This is a genomic window from Oceanobacillus sp. FSL K6-0251, from assembly GCF_038004725.1.
Taxonomy (GTDB): domain Bacteria; phylum Bacillota; class Bacilli; order Bacillales; family Amphibacillaceae; genus Oceanobacillus; species Oceanobacillus oncorhynchi.
Window position 1 is genome coordinate 1,368,369 of the sequence record NZ_JBBORS010000001.1, and the last position, 18,677, is coordinate 1,387,045.

Annotated in this window: 20 protein-coding genes; 12 read left to right on the forward strand and 8 right to left on the reverse strand. The window is 35.2% G+C overall.

Annotated features, from left to right (window positions below; translation table 11 throughout):
* Positions 1-7: 7 nt before the first annotated feature.
* From MKY45_RS07020 to MKY45_RS07030, 3 genes are all read right to left on the reverse strand, one after another.
* The gene (locus MKY45_RS07020; RefSeq protein WP_341172779.1) at positions 8-1,408 is read right to left on the reverse strand and encodes a Glu/Leu/Phe/Val family dehydrogenase; all 1,401 of its coding nucleotides are present in this window, start codon (positions 1,406-1,408) and stop codon (positions 8-10) included.
* A gap of 212 nt (positions 1,409-1,620) precedes the next feature.
* Positions 1,621-2,070 carry a YueI family protein gene (locus tag MKY45_RS07025; RefSeq protein WP_341172780.1) on the reverse strand — a complete coding sequence of 150 codons (450 nt, stop codon included), beginning with the start codon at positions 2,068-2,070 and terminating at the stop codon, positions 1,621-1,623.
* Positions 2,071-2,074: 4 nt separating this feature from the next.
* Positions 2,075-3,286: a YhgE/Pip domain-containing protein gene (locus MKY45_RS07030; protein WP_341172781.1), complete on the reverse strand. Its 1,212-nt coding sequence runs from the start codon at positions 3,284-3,286 to the stop codon at positions 2,075-2,077.
* Positions 3,287-3,475: 189 nt separating this feature from the next.
* Here MKY45_RS07030 and MKY45_RS07035 point away from each other — a divergent pair, with 189 nt between their 5' ends.
* Positions 3,476-4,087 (forward strand): TetR/AcrR family transcriptional regulator, encoded by a 612-nt coding sequence (locus MKY45_RS07035; protein WP_341172782.1) that lies wholly within the window; start codon positions 3,476-3,478, stop codon positions 4,085-4,087.
* A 559-nt stretch (positions 4,088-4,646) separates the two neighbouring features.
* On the opposite strand, the gene MKY45_RS07040 is transcribed toward MKY45_RS07035, so the two are convergent.
* The 3 genes from MKY45_RS07040 to MKY45_RS07050 all read right to left on the reverse strand — a co-directional run bounded on the left by MKY45_RS07040 (position 4,647) and on the right by MKY45_RS07050 (position 7,673).
* Positions 4,647-5,930 carry an IS110 family transposase gene (locus tag MKY45_RS07040; RefSeq protein WP_341035585.1) on the reverse strand — a complete coding sequence of 428 codons (1,284 nt, stop codon included), beginning with the start codon at positions 5,928-5,930 and terminating at the stop codon, positions 4,647-4,649.
* Positions 5,931-7,084: 1,154 nt separating this feature from the next.
* Complete coding sequence (locus MKY45_RS07045) at positions 7,085-7,471, reverse strand: hypothetical protein (RefSeq protein WP_042532651.1); 387 nt, start codon at positions 7,469-7,471, stop codon at positions 7,085-7,087.
* Positions 7,464-7,673, reverse strand: coding sequence for a helix-turn-helix transcriptional regulator (locus tag MKY45_RS07050; RefSeq protein ID WP_042532653.1), 210 nt, complete (start codon positions 7,671-7,673; stop codon positions 7,464-7,466). Before MKY45_RS07050 ends, MKY45_RS07045 begins: the two co-directional genes overlap by 8 nt.
* A 475-nt stretch (positions 7,674-8,148) precedes the next feature.
* Here MKY45_RS07050 and MKY45_RS07055 point away from each other — a divergent pair, with 475 nt between their 5' ends.
* From MKY45_RS07055 to MKY45_RS07080, 6 genes are all read left to right on the forward strand, one after another.
* Positions 8,149-8,931 carry an alpha/beta fold hydrolase gene (locus tag MKY45_RS07055; RefSeq protein ID WP_341172783.1) on the forward strand — a complete coding sequence of 261 codons (783 nt, stop codon included), beginning with the start codon at positions 8,149-8,151 and terminating at the stop codon, positions 8,929-8,931.
* A gap of 184 nt (positions 8,932-9,115) precedes the next feature.
* Complete coding sequence (locus MKY45_RS07060) at positions 9,116-9,691, forward strand: TetR/AcrR family transcriptional regulator (RefSeq protein WP_341172784.1); 576 nt, start codon at positions 9,116-9,118, stop codon at positions 9,689-9,691.
* 16 nt (positions 9,692-9,707) lie between these two features.
* Positions 9,708-10,574, forward strand: coding sequence for an alpha/beta fold hydrolase (locus MKY45_RS07065; protein WP_042532658.1), 867 nt, complete (start codon positions 9,708-9,710; stop codon positions 10,572-10,574).
* Between the two features lie 348 nt (positions 10,575-10,922).
* On the forward strand, positions 10,923-11,474 hold the full coding sequence (locus MKY45_RS07070) for a cupin domain-containing protein (RefSeq protein WP_341172785.1): 552 nt from the start codon (positions 10,923-10,925) through the stop codon (positions 11,472-11,474).
* Positions 11,475-11,760: 286 nt separating this feature from the next.
* Positions 11,761-12,189, forward strand: coding sequence for a ribbon-helix-helix protein, CopG family (locus tag MKY45_RS07075; RefSeq protein WP_042532661.1), 429 nt, complete (start codon positions 11,761-11,763; stop codon positions 12,187-12,189).
* A gap of 181 nt (positions 12,190-12,370) precedes the next feature.
* The gene (locus MKY45_RS07080) at positions 12,371-12,814 is read left to right on the forward strand and encodes a carboxymuconolactone decarboxylase family protein (RefSeq protein ID WP_341172786.1); all 444 of its coding nucleotides are present in this window, start codon (positions 12,371-12,373) and stop codon (positions 12,812-12,814) included.
* Between the two features lie 341 nt (positions 12,815-13,155).
* Here the strand turns inward: MKY45_RS07080 and MKY45_RS07085 are convergent, their stop codons facing one another.
* On the reverse strand, positions 13,156-13,851 hold the full coding sequence (locus MKY45_RS07085) for an EamA family transporter (RefSeq protein ID WP_341172787.1): 696 nt from the start codon (positions 13,849-13,851) through the stop codon (positions 13,156-13,158).
* Between the two features lie 239 nt (positions 13,852-14,090).
* Here MKY45_RS07085 and MKY45_RS07090 point away from each other — a divergent pair, with 239 nt between their 5' ends.
* The 5 genes from MKY45_RS07090 (at position 14,091) to MKY45_RS07110 (ending at position 17,941) form a co-directional block, all read left to right on the forward strand.
* A complete protein-coding gene (locus tag MKY45_RS07090) occupies positions 14,091-14,606 on the forward strand; it encodes an Lrp/AsnC family transcriptional regulator (protein ID WP_341172788.1) in 516 nt (171 codons plus the stop codon).
* Positions 14,607-14,758: 152 nt separating this feature from the next.
* Positions 14,759-15,463, forward strand: coding sequence for an alpha/beta hydrolase (locus MKY45_RS07095; RefSeq protein ID WP_042532665.1), 705 nt, complete (start codon positions 14,759-14,761; stop codon positions 15,461-15,463).
* A 145-nt stretch (positions 15,464-15,608) separates the two neighbouring features.
* Positions 15,609-16,175, forward strand: coding sequence for an NADPH-dependent FMN reductase (locus MKY45_RS07100; protein ID WP_042532666.1), 567 nt, complete (start codon positions 15,609-15,611; stop codon positions 16,173-16,175).
* Positions 16,176-16,379: 204 nt separating this feature from the next.
* Positions 16,380-17,270 carry a Vgb family protein gene (locus MKY45_RS07105; RefSeq protein WP_042532668.1) on the forward strand — a complete coding sequence of 297 codons (891 nt, stop codon included), beginning with the start codon at positions 16,380-16,382 and terminating at the stop codon, positions 17,268-17,270.
* 20 nt (positions 17,271-17,290) lie between these two features.
* Positions 17,291-17,941 (forward strand): Vat family streptogramin A O-acetyltransferase, encoded by a 651-nt coding sequence (locus tag MKY45_RS07110; protein WP_042532670.1) that lies wholly within the window; start codon positions 17,291-17,293, stop codon positions 17,939-17,941.
* Positions 17,942-18,280: 339 nt separating this feature from the next.
* Here the strand turns inward: MKY45_RS07110 and MKY45_RS07115 are convergent, their stop codons facing one another.
* Entirely contained in the window at positions 18,281-18,454 is a 174-nt protein-coding gene (locus tag MKY45_RS07115; protein WP_341172789.1) for a hypothetical protein, read from the reverse strand.
* Between the last annotated feature and the right edge of the window lie 223 nt (positions 18,455-18,677).

An 18,677-nucleotide genomic window follows, 5' to 3' on the forward strand; every position in this document is an offset into this window, starting at 1 on the left:
TTAGAATTTAATAGAGCTTACCATGTCGATATAGTAAGGTAGTTAGCCTTTCCAAAGCTAATAAATAACAGGTATGCCTCATCGTATGCTTATTAGAAAAAAAGTAGGCATCAAATACATCTCGGAATGTAGTTGTCATTTTTTGAGACATGCTAGAAATAATTTCTTCTTCTGTAAAGTTGTGTACAGCTTGTGTTTGTTTCCATTCTAAGTAGGAGACAATCACTCCGCCAGCATTAGCAAGAATGTCTGGTATGATTACTCTACCTTGTTCTTCTAGGTAGTTATCAGCTTCCGTTGAGAGGGGAGCGTTGGCTCCTTCAACTAAGATAGAAGCTTTTACTTGCTCCATATTGTTTTTATGAATCTGTTCCTCAATGGCAGCCAGCACTAAGATATCACAATCGAGAGTAACTACATCTGCAGCAGGAAGAATGGTTGCCTGTATGCCTGCTTGTTTTAGTTCATCTGCATTTTTAGGTAGATCACCATAGTGTTGTTTGGTAAACGTAACCAAATTCTCAACATCTAAACCATCTGGTTGATACAAGGTAACGGCATGATCACTTACAGCTACGACCGATGATTTATTCTTATCATTTTGGTACGTTTCTTGTGCAACGACATTCCCAACGTTACCGAAGCCTTGGATAGCTATACGAATACTTTTCCCTTTCCTGCCTTTTTGGTGGAGAGTTTGGAGTCTCTGCCATTGCTGCTTCCGAGGGATGGAATCATTCTTATCATATTGTTTAGACCAAGAATTGATTAACCAGGAATAGCTTAGAAATATCCCTCTTCCTGTTGATTCACGCCTACCTTTAACCCCACCATTAGCAACACTTTTGCCAGTGAAAGAACCCATATAAGACTTTCCGGGATTAATCGTTTTGTACTCCCCAACCATCCAATCTATAACTTGTTCATTGGTTCCTAAGTCAGGAGCAGGTATATCCTGACTTGGACCAATATCGCGGGCTAAATTCTGCACATATTTTTTACTGATAAGATTCAATTCTCTTTCTGATACTAAACGAGGATTGATATGCACACCACCTTTTGCACCGCCAAAAGGCAGCCAATACAGGGCGTTTTTTAAGGTCATTAAAATAGCTAAATTCTCGACTTCTTCTTCTGTTACCCCTTCACTGAATCGAATACCACCTTTATAATAACCGCTGATATTGTTATGTTGTACACGATAAGCGGGAATACGGGCAATACCGTTTTTTTCTGTAGAGATTCTAATGTAACATTTGATAATTTTATCGGTTGTTTTGATTATTTCCTTCGCGGATCGACAGACGGTTCTTCGCTTTTCTGGATCGGAAATTCCTAAAAAATTGTCTCGATGACTGAAGCTATCCATAACAGTTTCAATTAGTGTCTGTGTTTCTTTTCGTTTCATGAAATCTCTCCTAGTGTAAATTAATTTTGAACTATATTGGTACTTCGCAAAATCAATAGTTGACTTGGTGAATATTTTTTACTAGTTTCATCTGTTTGCATATTTCTAATAAGATCAACCATTGATTTTGGAGTGGCTCCTTTGTTCCCACGATATAACTTTTAAGAAAACAGAATATAAAACAACTACCCAATTTAAAATGTAGATATAAATCAATCAAATAAATTCTTAAACTTTGAGACAATTCCTTTTGATTGTTCGGCAAGTTCTTCTTCTTTCTTTGATGTAAAGACCATATCTTTAAGGTAAATATGATCTATCTCTATAGCATAGGGGGAGGTGAGCACTAAACCGATCTCTGTATCATTTTTTGGATTACTTACAGTTGTATGGGAAATAGAAAATCGACCAGCCAACTCTTTTTCTTTTTTTAAAAAACGGTATGAAATATTCCCATTCAATAAGAGGTTTGCCTTTGGATGCTTCTTTAATTGACATTCTAATTCATCGAGCCCTCTATCAGACATAACATCTCCAACTGTTAAGACAAAGGCAACACGTTCTCGCAGTGTTCCCAGATACTTCTTCCGCTCACTTTCTTTTGGTAGACGAGTCCCATACATCCCTTCTTGTAAGTAATTCTTAACATATTTTTTGCTCATCTTTCTACATCCTTTTACTAAATATATTTTTTCTGTATGCAACAACGATAGTAATAATAATCAGGAAAACAACTATAAATACCAACAACATTAAACTTGGTGTTTTAATGGAGGAACCGCTAAATAATAAATTATAAACCCCTTCACTATAGTAGGTTGCTGGTAAGTAATTGCTTATCCATTTATAGAAACCTGGAAGTGTAGCTATAGGGATAATAATTCCACATGAGACAACTTGAAACAGCATAAATAGTGCATTAAATATTTCTCCAGCTAGCCCAAAAATGTAGACAAACATTTGCGTTAACAGTGTAAAAGACCAAAAAGCAAGGCTTAAAAATAACCAATACGTTAATGTAGAAGATACAATTTCAACTCCAAATATACTGATTATAGTCAATGAAGCAATCGGAAATAGAATGGCAGCTATGATATTTACGATTTGATGGTAAGCAAACAAACCCCACCGATTATTTATTCCTCTAATTTCTTTGAAGGCCTGGAAGTGAATGACTGCCATAATAATCGTACTGATAAAGGTTGAAATAAACAATGTCAAAGGAAAGATAGAGTTAAGCATACCTTCAACGTTATTTATTTTGTTTATATTTCCTTTAAGCGTATTTACATTTAAGTTATCAAAAATTATACCCATCATTTGATTCATTTCTTCCGTCTGATCCCCCGGTAAATTCTGTATTTCATTTTCATTACCTTGCAATTGGCTAGAAGCAGTTTCCTGCATTATTTGTTTTTTGTTTTCAAAAAGGTTTTCGTTCACATTCTTTGTTATTTCATTAGCCGCTTGTTCCATAGAAGATTTAATAGTTGGTGCTACCGCTTGATTGATATAATAGTTTAATTCTGGAGTTCCTTCCTCTATATTTGTACTAAAATTGGAGGGAATATGAATCACCATTTCGTACTCTCCATCCTCCATATCTGTGATTGCTTCCTCTATATCATTTGTATTTACTACCTGAAAAGGTAATATATCTTCCAACTCTTCAGCGATTTGATTACCAATATTATCATCCTCATTCATAACAGATACCGTAAGTTCCTTCACATTACTATCCATGTCTTTAAAAGCTGGAATAAGAACAAAAAGGATAGAAAGCTGAATGAAAATTGGCATAATAATACCAATCCAAACCTTCTTATTTTTTAATACATCTAGCAAAGTGAATCCTCCTTTTTTTAATACATCTAGCAAAGTGAATCCTCCTTTTTATAATACATATATTTGCATAAGCAACAAAGTGTCGCTTATAATATATATTATAAAAAGAATATATAAGGTGGAACAATCGTTGATTTCACTTGAAATGTCGCATAGGAGACAAAAGTATTGAATATGACTGATTAATTAATGATAAACAACATATAGAAAGGAATTGTCTCGATGACTGTTAACAAAGATCTAAGAATAAAGAAAACACAGCGTTCCTTACAAGAAGCTCTATTGGCATTGATAAACGAAAAAGGGTTTGATGCGATATCTGTAAAGGATTTAACGGAGCAAGCTGAAATTAATCGAGCTACATTTTATCGACACTATTTAGACAAGTATGATTTATTGGATAAAAATATTGATAATATGCTTTTGGATCTGGGGAATACTGTTATACCTAAAAATATGAATGAAATTATTGGGAAGGATGGGGAACCAAGCCCGATGTATGTCAAATTATTTGAATTTATTTTTGAAAATGCTTCTTTTTTCAGAACAATGATGAGTAAAAATGGTATATCCAGTTTCCAGTACCGGTTGATAGTCATAATGAAGGACTATATTAGCATGGCAATTGATGAATTCCAGCAGCAACAAAATAGTATGCATACACAGAAAGAAATTGTCATTAATTATATAACGTATGCGATTATCGGTTTGATTAATTATTGGCTTGAAAGTGATATGAAATATTCACCGCAGCATATGGCAAAACAATTGTCTGATATAGCCTTTTCTGGACCATTAAGCACTTTAGGGATAACCAAAAAAGACAATAGATGAAACTCTAGATAGTAACAGTACAATCAACTACTTCTGCTTTACTTGCAATTTCGCTTGTAAATATCTCAGCCTAGCTTTTCTTGACGAATAACTCTGTTGCTGTTTCTATTCGCTAATTATTTTTTGGTGGTTTCTAGTTCTTTATCTATTATTTCACCTCCCTCTATATACTTAAAATATCTCCGAAATGCTCTTGTTTTCTTAGAATTTCTTAAACATCCAATTTGGGGTTGGATAGTGGGGGTGGAGCGTTTGTCAGAATACAGAATATTCTAATGCACTCCTAGCCATCCTAACGACCAAACAGGTAGTATTTGGTAAAAAATGGTGTAACCATGCTTGGTAACTCCACACTTCTTATGGTCGCTCACCCTCCCATGTATCACGGGATTGGTATCCATACATTCCCTCGTCCTGCGTATCCACAAGGTGGAGGTCGGAATAAGCTCCTATGCTGGGTCTAGCCCGAATGGAAAAAATAAGCTCCGACTCCGCATTATTGGTGTTTGTGTATTCTAAGTTCCCAAGGTCATTTGTTGCTATTTCTTTCTTCTACAGCTTAAGCTGCCTGTAAAGTTTCTATCTGAGGTAAACCTTTCAATAACTTGCTTCCATCAAATTCACACTGTTTTTGACCAATGACAAACAAGGCACGTAATAATTTCCCACACAACGCAATCAATGATTGTTGTTTCTTTAATGGATTTTCCGGGCGGGTCGTGTAATACCTATGCAAGGTTTGAAACGTCGGATTATTCGCTACGAGCGGTCGTATCGCTAAATAAATCGCCTTTCGCAGTTTCTTCCGTCCGCGTTTCGTTATTTTCGTTTCCCCTTTGAATTTCCCGGAACTGTGCTCCCGCAACGATAAGCCGGCCAGATTCACGAGTTGTTGCGGATGATGATAATTTGATATATCTCCTACTTCCGCGAAAAAGGTAGCTACGGTTGTTACTCCCAGTCCTTTGATAGCCAGCATTTCTTTTGCTCCTGGTATCTCTCCTAAGAGCGCCTCTATTTCCAAATCCAGCTCTTTCAATTGTTCTGCATACAGCTCATATTGGTCTAATAAGCTGTGTAGCTCTTGTCTGGCAAAGCGTAAGCCGATTTCTATGCCAACACTCTTCTTCGCTTTGTCTACCAGTTTGGTTGCTCGTTTGATACCAACACCACGTTTAACGACCGTTTGCCATTCCTCCAGTACGTCTTCTGGCGTTTTATCACGAATATCAGATGGAAATGGAAATGCCCGTAACGTATATAATGCGGCCTTTCCATTCCATTGTTTAAATACATCCTGAAACTCTGGAAAATAGCGCTGCATGTTATTTTGTATACGTCCTTCCGTAACTGTCTGCTGTTTGATGAGTTGATCTCGTAGTTTCATGGCTTCTCTTAACTCGGCATAGATGCCGTCGAGAAGGTTTGGTATAGAGTATCTCCCATCCTTCACCAGCTGGGCAATCACGCGCGCATCTTTGGTATCATTTTTCGTTGGCGAGTTATCATCCAGTTCTTTTGCTTTCTTGACATGCATCGGATTAACCAATACAAAATCCGTATCCTTGCTGATCAGATAATAACCTAAACTCATCCAATAGTGACCTGTTGGCTCAGCTCCTATGATGACATGGTTTTTATCGTGTTCTTTCTGGAGCTTTGAAATCCATTCCAGTAGGATTTCAAAGCCTTCTATTCGGTTTTCAAAGATCAATCTTTTCCCAAATTCATAGCCTCTGTCGTCCTGTGCTCGTGCCACATGTTTGTCTTTGGCAATGTCTATTCCCACTACAAGTGTAGATGGTGTGATTTGCGATATTTTGTGATTTTGATTATAATTCATGGATGAGTCCTCCTTGGTATTTTTTAATTTCGGGGTCATTGCAATGACACCCTGTACTATACCAAGAGGGCTCTTTTTTGTTCAAACCTCAAATTTCTTCATTACAGGAATGCTCCTATTAAGATTAAAATTTACTTTATAACAAGGAATAATTATTCCTTGTTATAAAGTGATGATTTTTTAATACATTTCTCTTTATGCAGGACACTATACTAAATTTTATTTACATAAATCATGTCTTTCTGTTGAATGCCTGCTTTTCTTTAAGTTGTAAGATATAGTTCTGGGTATAAAAACCATTATCAATTAGTATTTCCAACCAATTAAATACAGTCGATTTAATGTTGTTCATCAAGTAAAATATTCCTTACCTTAACTTTGATCAATACTAGAGCAGTTGCAATAACTAAAATCCACATCAACGATAGTTGTATGATTCCAAACAGACCCTTTGAAAGAATTAATGAGAAAGTTACCAGCAGCTATCTAAAATGAACTGTTAAGCTTTAATGATCATTCTCCAAGTTCAATGTCCGAAAAACTTTATCCTCTTGTCTCCGTACTTTGTGAAATAAACAAAAACCTCTGATGATGTGATAAATATTAATATTTTGTTAACATGATGTCGATACCTTTTTTTTAACTAACCCTAACTATGCAAATCTCGTCTTTGATATTTAAAATAGGTAAAATAACACGTTATCATGATAATCACAGCAGTAAAGAAAAGATAAAATAGGCTAAAATCATCTTGTAGAAGTATAGGCCCTTTAAAATATTGGAAAGGTGTTAAAATACTTAAATAATCAATGGTGCCTACTATTTCGATGATTACCATTAAAGCGTAGGTTAGAATAACAAACGACGCAGAAGCTATTATAACAAAAAAAGTTGGAGTAATTTATGAAACTTATTTAGTGTTGATAAATATACAATTCAATATGAGGAATTCACGCTTCATAGGATAAAGAAGATAATAAATTCACGGTCATCCTTGAAGATTGATAAAAGAAGCTTTCACCAAACGCATGTCATTCATTTAATGAAAGCCTCTTTGTATTGTAGGAAAGTATATCTAACCAGAAATATAAACTACATTTTTAATTTCTTACAATTCTTGATGTTAATTATTAAAAACCCTGAATATCAATTAATTACTTATACTTTTTGGAAACTAAATATTGAACCAAAGGAAAGATTATCATAGCTGAAACGAATACAGCTAATAAAAATACATTACTTGTACCGTTTACTATTTTGTCAGCAAGCACAGCTATCATTATAACGAAATATAAAATGGTGTAACTTATTTTCGACGCAATCACTGTAATTCTTTTTCCCAGTTCTTCATCTTGGAAAATACCATTCTTCTCTTCCTTATTCCCCCATGTCAGGGCATACAATAAAAACATAGAGAATACACTCATTGCCATTATTTCGAAAAATTCAATATTTTTCCCCGTAGTAATTTTAAAAATGATGTTTGCTAATACAACTAGAGTAACAATACTAAATACACTTATTTCAACCCTCTTACTCATTTTTTATCTCTCCCTCACTCAAAAATAGATTATCAACCTTAACTGCTAGGATTTTCGCAATATCAAAGGCTAATTTTAAACTGGGATCATATTTATTATTCTCAATCGCATTAATTGTTTGTCTGCTTACATTACATAAATCTGCTAATTTTCCTTGTGAGATATTTTTCTTTTCTCGATACGCTTTTATTCGGTTTTGCATATAAATACCACCCCAATCATTGTAAAACATCTTTTACACTTGGATTGTATAATAAGATAAAATGATTGTCAAATGTTTTTTACACCTTTTGTGTTTTAACCTTTCTTAACTTAATGAATTCCACACAATGATGCTGAATCTATTTTTTCAGAGTAGGACAGTAATAAAGTTTGATTTCTAAAACGAAATATTAGTTAACAATTAAAGTATCATTTGATGTTAATTGGAAAGAAAATAGAAAAATGTTACACTTGACTCCCTTAAAGATTCAACAACTATGAAATATTGGACTGTGTACCTCAGAAAAATGCGAGTTTAGAAAAAGGAGTGAATTCAGAAGAAGATAACAATCTTAAAACTGGATAAATTCAAATTAAGTTAATGGATACTGAAGGCAATCCCAAAACTAGTGAAAATGGATGAATAATAACCTCAACTATTTCTAGGCTAATGAAGAGAGGAGAGAAAACAACTGATGCCAAAAACTCAAGTAAATGAAACGACGGTTTACTATCAATACACAGGAAAAGGAACGCCGCTCTTTTTTATTCCGGGTCTTGGAGCAGGAATTAATATGTACGAACCTCAGCAGCAATATTTCGAAACGGCGTATCAAGTCATTATTCCGGAATTGAGAGGAAATGGAAGGTCAGGAAGTTTAAATGGTGTTTCTTCAAATCAGGTGATGGACGTACAATGTCATGATATTTATGAACTAATGAACCAACTTAATATCGAGAGTGCAGTATTCATTGGTGTATCTTATGGGGGAGTGTTTTGTCAAAAGTTTGCCTTGTTATTTCCAAATAAGGTTAAGGGTCTTGTGATTGTAGATAGTTTTTGTGACACTAGAATGAAGTCAATGGGTGTAATGCGGGTGATTGCAGCTTATTCAGCTATTCCGATGTATTATCTTCCCAGAAAGTGGTTAGCCGCTATGACAGCGGGGAGTTATAAAAAATGGCCACAAGCGGCAAATAAAATGCAACAAATAATGCGATCTATCCGTAGAAATGAGGTAACTAAACAAAGACTTTATATTAATCGTATTAACTATACAACGTTTTTACCGAATATTCATTGTCCGGTCCTGCTTCTAAGCGGCAAACAAATGCCTTCGTCATGGATGGAACAAATTCATGAGCTTTTACCTGATTCAAAACTGATTTATATAGAAGATTCTTTTGATCCAAGTAATTTATGCCAGCCCGATGAATTTAATAAACATTTGAATGATTATCTCAATAAAATCCATTAATATAATCTATTCTTGTGCAGCAGTAACCTTTTTACTCTGTGGATAAATTAGTATTACAATTAATTTTATTTCAAAAGATATACATCTACCCGTGAAATTTGACATTACCATGAAATGATTGACTTTTGAAGGTGATTTATATATATTAGTAAATGAATAATCACTTACTAATGGAGGATATGATATGCGCCCAATTAAATATAGTGACGAACAAATCTTTTTAGGATTTTATACTGCAATTGCTACGCATGGTTATTCAAAATTGTCATTAGAAAAAATCGCAAAAGAAGCCAATGTTTCTACAGCGATCTTGTCAAAGCGATTTGGTTCAAAAAAAGGATTGATACTCAGCTATTTTCAATATGCATTGGAACGAACAAGATTAGTTGTTGAAGAAAATCAATTAAAGGAAACCAGTATTGATACGTTACGGAATTTTTTGACTTACTGGTCTGCTGAAAATGATGATGCTACTTCCTTAATGAGTATGATAGCTATCTATTTAGAAGGAGTACAGGACAAAGAGTTGCATGCTATTTCGCAAGAAAGGAATTTACTAATTGATAATGAGGTACAAAGGATTCTTCAAGCTAGTATAGATAAAAGAGAGATTGCAGAAATAAATGTAAAAGAAACATCCTATTTGTTGCAAGCTTCTATTTTAGGAGCAGTCATGCTATGGCTACACAAACAAGATAAATCGTTAAAGGAACTTATTGAACTTTGTATTGACCGGGTTATCGGGATAAATCATGGATAGGAAGGAGTCAAAGAAGATGCAAAGTAATTCATCAATAAATACGATGGAATTAATCATAAATGATATCAAAGTTCAATGCTTTACAGCTGGCGATACAGGTCCACCTGTTATTCTTTTGCATGGTGCTGGAGTGGATTCCGCCTCTATATCTTGGGGTGAAATAATAGGACCTTTGTCTGAAACAAATCGTGTATTTGCCCCCGATTTACCTGGGTATGGAATGAGTGATAAACCTGATTTAGAATATTCTCTATCATTTTATACAGAATTTTTGAAACAATTTATGGATGCCTTGAATCTAGAACAAGTTAGTTTGACTGGTTTATCACTTGGCGGAGGAATATCTCTCAAGTTTGCGTTGGATTATCCAATGTTAGTAGAAAAATTAATATTAGTAGATGCGTGGGGAATTTTCAACAAGCTGCCATCTCATCGTCTTTCCTATTGGTATACCAAAACTTTCTTCAACGAACTATCTTATAAATTGTCCAGTAAAAGCAGGGCATTTGTGAAATGGACACTGTTAAATAGTTTGATTGGAGATCCTGATCAGTTATCTGAAGAGCTCGTGGATGAGGTACAGGAGGTTTTAAAGGCTCCCGATGCGGGAAAGGCATTTATTTCATTTCAAAGAAGTGAAATAACAAAAAACGGACTTCGTACGAATTTGGCGGGCAGATTTTCTGAAATAAAAAATCCAACATTAATTGTACATGGGACTGATGATACTAGTGTACCAGTTGAATATGCAGAACATGCACATGAAAGTATACAAGGCTCGGAGATTTATCTAATGAAAGGGTGCAAACATTGGCCTCAAAAAGAAAGACCAGATGAATTTACCAAGGTTATTAAAAATTTTTTATCGAAAAATGATTATTGATGCTTTGAATGCTCAAAATTCTTTTGTGGTTCCATATTTATAGAAATATCTTTGGGTGTAACATATAAAATAATTACGGGTTTAAGGATTATCTGTATATTTACAAATCGATACTAGTAAAGGGCTACCAGATCGCCCTCCTTTCATTTGAATAATATATGAGTTTGGTTTGTCTTATATACCCTAGGAGTATACCAAAAAAAATGAATACGGTTATATCTTTGGTTGTGGTAAGTTGATGTAGATATTCATGATTAGCATTAATATTAAGTTTCTATTTGAACGTCTATGTGTTATAACATTTTTCTCATTTTGGATTTTGATAACCAAAGGCGGGAGGAAAAGATAATGCCCGAAAAATTTAAAGTTAGAGACACTGTTGAAATTGGGAAGGAACTTGTCTATCCAGATGGAAGAACTATTACTTTTCTGCAGGCAGGCCAGGATGAAGACGGGGAATATATAACATTAGGACACCGAATGACACAACAAAGAGCAGTTAATGGGGCGCACTCTCATCCTTTGTTGAAAGAAAAATTTATAATTATAAAAGGAAGAATGCGCTTTTTAGTGGATGGACAAGAAATAACGCTTGAGGCTGGAGAAGAAATAATCATTCTTCCCAATCAAGTTCATCAGTTTTGGAATGTAAGTGATGGTAATTTAGAAGTCATTCACGAAATTCGTCCACCGGGGCAACATTGGAAAATGTTCGTTCTAATGCACAAATTAGAGTGTGAAGGAAAACTAACAAAAAATGGGATACCGCGTAATCCACTCTGGCTTGGAGTTGCTTGGGAATGTATTGATGGTTACCTTAAGGGTCCGCCTAGGTTTATCCAGAAAATATTTCTTGGAGGGTTGGCTAGATTAGCTGGAAATCTTGGTTATAAAATATAAAATTGATATCAGTAACGCTAAGAGCAAGGTATAGTTGCTTTTCTTAAAAGAAGTAGTGAATGAATATTCTATATAGATAAGAAGTTATAAAAGGAAACAGCTTTCTTCTTTAATTGTTAGAATCATGTTCTTTTATGCTTAAAGATTCCAGAACTCTAAAAAATAGGTTCGTTTATTGGTGAATGGATAAATTCCAACGTGGATTGTTTGTCAATACATTGTATTGACATTGTAATTGCTAATAACTTATAATGATTTTAACTATATTAAAGGAGTTAACAGCCAAATGAATACAAGCTTGCAAGTACGTATATCAAAAGATTTAAAAGAACGTTTTCAACAAGTTGCTAAGGAAAATAACAAAGATACCTCCACATTAATACGTGACTGGATTTCAAGTTATGTAGCTAAACATCAAAAACCTGATGAAGAGGTTGCTGCTGAGCTATATATGGCAGGATACGAATTACAACAAGTGTTAGGAGGCAGAGAATATGTTAGTAAGGAGTTTGCAAATCAACTCCAGGAATATTCCTTGACCGATCAAAAACAATTCTCACAATTAGTACTAAGTACTTATCTGGATCTTGAACTGACAGTTCCATCAATTGTTTCAAAAACGTATCAAGGTTTTGCTTATTCTCAAATGTTTTTGTTGGGTTTAGTTGGAGATAAGCCTGCAGGTTTTAACGAGAAGCAAAATAGGACCATTTAGAAAGTTCTTTATTTAGTGTATGGTCATAAAAATCATTTCTGGAGGTGATGTTGATGAAGTGAAGGATCATCAACTAATATAATATGCATCATGTGATGTATCAAACGTAATTGAAAAGTACCGCAAATTAGGTCCTCTGGTATATAGTATGCGAAAAATCATTCTGAGAGGAGAATTATTTATGGAAAGAGTAAATGTAATGATGGAAGACCCGCAAGCGATGGAAACAATGATGGGGTTTGACAAGTATTTAGAGAAAGTGAGCGTACCTCGAATAACTATTGACCTGATTTTAATTAGGGCATCACAGTTGAATGGGTGCGGATTCTGTATAGATATGCATACTAAAGAAGCTCGTAAAAATGGAGAAACAGATCAAAGAATGCTTGGCTTAAGTGGCTGGAAACACAGTACTTTTTATACGGATGAAGAAAGAGCTGCATTACAAATAACTGAAGAGTTGACAACATTACCTCATCAAAAAGTATCTGATGACGCCTATAAGGAACTCACAAATTACTTCAATTATAAACAAATTGGAGAAATTATTATGGCTATTGTGGCAATTAACAGTTGGAACCGTTTCGTTATTGCCCAAGGAATAAAAGCTCCATCGAATATATAGATTCTCCATGTCTAATTGAATATAGATCTAGAATGGAATTCGAATTAAGGTTGTTACTTTAATTAGCGGGTTTTAGATCAATAAATGGAAAGTAATGATTCACTCGTATCGAACAGCAGTGATTTTTCTAAAAATGGAGTGAAGGATTAATAAACGCACGTTTTTGATAATGGAACCAACAGAAAAGCCTAATTTTGAAGAAATTAGGCTTTTATATGAATCTAAAAAATATCCAATCAAGTAGGTACGTATTTTCTCTCTACGAAGTTCAATGGTAATATCAATCAGTACGTTTTCCTTTTTTGTTATAAGATTATTTTTCAACGTTGATTTTATTTTGATTATGTTTTCTTGGTCTGATGCAAAAGCACACCGCTTGCAACTAAAAAAATTCCAATAACTTCTAAAATGGTTGGAAACTGATGAAGTACTAATATCCCTATCAATGTTGCTGTAACCGGTAATATAGAAAGTAAAAGGGAGAAAGTCGATCTAGATAATTTAGCCATAGCCAGTTGATCACATACGTAAGGAATGACAGAAGAGCAAACGCCAACACCTAAAGCAGCCAAAAGTAAAATAGGAGATGTTATCGCTGGCAAAGCTCCATTTATCCCAATAGGTGTAACAGTAAAAAGAGCCACGACCATTGCTATACTCAGCCGATCAATGCCGGAAGAGCCACCATCACTGGCAACTCGGTGTCCAAGCATAATATAGATTATGAAAAATATACAGTTAGCGAAAGCAAAAATAAAACCGAGTGGGTCTCCTTCCAATCTGACATCTGTTAAGAGCCATACTCCTATTGCAGCAAATAGTAGTGCAACGACATTCCGTAGATTACGCACCCCCAGGGCAGCTAGTATAATGGGGCCTAAAAACTCAATTGCAGCAACCGTCCCTAGAGGAATTCGAGCAATAGCTATATAAAAACTGGCATTCATAAGTCCAAGAACGATACCGAGTCCAATAACAATACGCTGTTGGTCCCAGGTCAACTGAAAGAAACGGTGCCATGGACGCCGCCAGATCATAAAAAAACCAGCGGCTGTGGCTATTCGGAACCAGGCGACACCAAGTACGCTGATACTGGAAAAAAGAAGAACCTAAGTAATGAAAAATAGCACTTATTAAAAAATAAATATGAGGGGGAACTCCATTTTTTGAAACCGCATTTTCTTTTGGCACATTATCTCCTCCTTAACTTCTCAATTTATATAGTAAAATAATAATCAATTATTTTACATGGCCTAATTAAGGAGGAAAATATAAAATGCCTAAACATTTAATGAATAAAAAGCTCTTTTCCTATGATTTTAATAAAAGTGAAATTGACGAAATTAATTTCAAAATTCTTCAAGAACTTCAACTGGAGCCTCGATTAACGATGACCGAATTAGGAAGAAGAGTAGGATTATCTTCTCCTTCTGTCACGGAACGTGTTCGGAGATTGGAGGAAAGTGAGGTGATAAAAGGATATTCATTAGACCTGAATCCTGCTGCCCTTGGATTACCAATAGGGGTTTATATTCGTATACGTCCTAACTCAGGAAAACTTTCAATAATTGCTGAACTAGCGTTATCTATTCCTGAAGTAGTAGAATGTCACCGAATAACTGGTGAAGATTGTTTTATTCTCAAGGTATATATACCGGCAATAGATCAACTCGATAGAATTTTAGATCAGTTTCTCTTATATGGCTCTACTACCACAACGATTATTCAGTCTTCTCCAATTCCAATGAAATCACTTCCGATTGAAGAGATTGATGAGAATGTTGGAAAATAAGAATCTGAAATAAAGTATATAAAATAATAAGAAGGCGGGGCAAAAGGCTAATTGCAGTTATTTTTATTTCAATATTAATTTAATCTATCTTTGAGAACCAGCCATTAACAATGTGTTTCTATTAAAACAACAATAATTGGAGGTAATATTAAATGGAATTGAATGTTGTACTTGTACACAGCCCCATAGTTGGACCTAACACCTGGGCTCCGGTCTCACGAGAACTACGACGGAGAGATATCAGAACCATTGTGCCAACTCTCCCCAGCATAATTGAAAAGTCAACTCCTATTTGGACTCAGCACGTTCAGGGAGTAGCAAAGAGATTAGAGGCCATTTCAAATAATCAACCAATCGTATTAGTTGGGCATAGCGGAGCCGGTCCCTTACTGCCTGCAATTAATGCATACAGTCCTCATCCGATAGCAGCTAATATCTTTGTAGATGCAAGTCTACCGCACGGGGGAAAGAGCCAGCTTGAAGAGATGAAAACAAGTTCATCTGCGCTAGCATCGTCATTGAAAAATCACTTGGAAGCAGGGAAATTTTATCCTGAATGGACCGATAAGGAATTGTCTGAAATCATCCCAGATGGATTTCGTCAAGGTGTACTCGCTGAGACTCGACCAATGGGACTTCCTTTTTTCGAAGAACCTATGCCTTACTATCCTAATTGGCCTGATGTGCCTTGTGGATATATTAAATTTAGCCAAGCCTACACAGAGCCTGCTGAAAAAGCTCAAAGTTATGGTTGGAGATACGATGAATTTGATGCAGGGCATTTTCATATGCTGGTAGAACCTAAAGCTGTTTCGGATTCACTAATTAATCTCATTGGGTTGTTATGCCCTCAATAGAAACAAGAAGGATTTTCAAAGGTGTGTTACCTACATTGCTGAAATGAAGGAATTCTATGGTTTTTTTATGTGGAATCATAACACTTCTTGAACGTATAAAAGGAACAATCAACTAATAACACTAACACCAAAAATATTACTAATTATGGGAGAGGATCATATCGAAAAAAAGATTAATCTTGTAGCATTATCGGGAAGTATTCGGAAACAATCATCAACCCAAAAAGCGCTTTATAGCCTAAAAAACTTTATACCTGAAAATGTTGACTATGGAATATACAATGTTATTGAAAACCTTCCGCATTTTAATCCTGAATTAGATGGTGACCAACCGCCGGAAGAGGTACAGGTGTATAGAGAGTTACTTTCGAGAGCAGATGGGGTCATTATTTGTACACCTGAATATATAAAGGGGGTTCCCGGTGTTTTGAAAAATGCACTTGAGTGGTTGGTATCATCTGCTGAGCTCTATACAAAACCAGTAGCAGTCATTACAGCTTCAGGTAATGGGGAGAATGCTCACCAAGCATTGCAACTTCATTTAAGTATGCTAAATGCGAATGTATTCAAAGGTGGATTATTATTGATTTCAGGAGCAGATAGTAAATTGAACGCAGATGGGGGATTTGTAAAAAGTGAGGTCAACGCCTCATTAAAATTATTAATCTCTAAATTGATTGAAGAAATTAATAAGAAAGAAGCTTATAAATAGTTCGTATATTAAATAAAAATAGTTGACTATTCCAAATTGATGATTGCCTTCTGGGATCGGATTATTGTAATGTACTTTTACTAAGTCTTAACAGCTTTGGAGACAAATCTGTTTTAAGACTATATTATGAACTACACTACCTTCTATCTCAGGAATTGAGCATTGGAGTTTTGCGTTTCAAAAGTTATTGATGGAGGGGTCTAAATGGACATTGATTTAAAAGAATTTAACTTAACAACACCTGATTCCGGACCGTATGGGATAGGTGTAGCACAAGATGGAAAGATATGGTTTACGCAACATAAAGCAAACAAAATTAGTTGTCTGAATAAAACTGGTGAGATTCAAGAATTTACAGTCCCCACTAATGATGCTCAAGTGATGTGTTTAATTGTATCTTCCAGTGGTGACATATGGTTTACAGAGTATGCTGCCAATAAAATAGGAAAGCTCACACCATCAGGTGTTTTTGCAGAATATCCCCTGCCACATAAAAACTCCGCACCTTATGGTATAACTGAAGGCTTAAATGGTGACATATGGTTTACGCAATTGAATGGAAACCGAATAGGGAAATTGACAATTGATGGTGATATGTATGAGTATGCTCTTCCGACTAAGGGTTCTTTTCCTTCAATTATTACTTTAGGTTCTGATCATGCACTTTGGTTCACTGAAAATCAAAATAATATGATTGGTAAAATGACTGATACTGGGGAATTAACAGAATACCCTCTTCCGACACAAAAAGCAGGGCCGGTAGGCATCACCAGTGGTAACGATGGTGCACTCTGGTTTGTCGAAATAATGGGTAATAAAATAGGGAGAATCACGACTGCTGGAGAAGTCAGCGAGTATAAACTTCCAACTACAAATGCACGTCCACATGCGATCATTGCGGGGGAAGGCCATGAGTTATGGTTTACTGAATGGGCTTCCAATCAAATAGGCAGGATGACAAATGATCGATCGATTTTTGAATATCAGATCCAAACAGAAAATGCAGAGCCACATGGTATTGCCTATGATAAAGATGGTTTCATATGGTTTGCGTTACAATGTAACAAAATTGGCAGACTTAAATTGGGTAAATAAAACTGGAGGGAACATTGTATATGAAATCACAAAACCAATTAGGACCTAATCCAGAAGAGATACATCCTATTAAAAGTAATAAGCATGTTCAGTTTATTAAACCGTCTCTAACAAAGCCTAATATTGTAGTGGGGGATTATTCTTATTATGACAGTAATGATGGTGAAAACTTTGAAGACCAAGTTCTTTATCACTATGAGGCCATTGGAGATAAGTTATTGATAGGGAAGTTTTGTTCAATTGGACCAGGTACCACATTTATAATGAACGGAGCTAATCATAGAATGAATGGTTCAACATACCCTTTCAATCTTTTCGGAAACGGTTGGGAGAAATATGCCCCTACATTGGAAGATTTACCTTACAAGGGAAACACAGAAATTGGGAACGATGTTTGGATTGGAAGGGACGTAACAATCATGCCAGGGATAAAGATAGGAGACGGAGCTATTATTGCAGCAAAGTCGGTTTTAGTGAAAGACGTAGAACCTTATACAGTTGTCGGTGGTAACCCTTCACGATACATTAAGAAAAGATTTTCTGAAGAAAAGATTGCAGAACTAATGGAAGTAAGGTGGTGGGATCTAGACATCAAGCAAATAAATGCAAATATTGATTACATTCTAGATGGTGATGTAGAAAAGCTTCGACTAAATTTGAGGAAGAAATAAGGAAACCTTCAACTCAATAAAAAAAATCTTCGCTAAATGGATCTTACGCATTGATGATCACGGTCAAAATTTAAGAATTATTTTTTTATCTGCCGCATTTCTTCTTTGAAAAATGCGGCTTCTTATCTTCAAAAGTAAAACAACTTTATTATAACTTAACAATTACTTTTTTGCTGAAATACGTGGGTTGAAGCAACGATTGTATCCACAACTAAAATGATTCCCCATATCATAGAAACACTACTACGCTTAGCATTTCAACCAGGTCATCCCAATCTTCGCTTTGAAATATCGGCGCGAGATACAGGGCCTTTAATCCGAGGTCTTTGATTCTGCCCGTCATGGGCGCCGGTAGATTGGAGTCCGAAAGTTCTTCATCTTACGATAATGACTTAACCGTTTCGCCTGGTCCAGCGATACGGAAAATTTAGACGGGACATCTTTTATTTTTATACCCTGTTCAAACGCTTCCAGTATTTTTAGACTTATTGCATCTGTTCCTGTTATAGTCATAACATCACCTTATTTTTAAAATGTGTACTGTGCACTTTTATTATAACAAAAAATAAAAAAGAACTTAGATATCAGGGCGTGAAATTTAGAAAGATAAAAAAGCAGAGATTGTGAGAGATGAGGCAATACTCAATGAGTTCATCTTTATAAAATGAGTGTAAGCACAATAAACATTAAAAAAAGAAAGAAAATATTATATGAGAAATATAATCTCAGGGTCCTT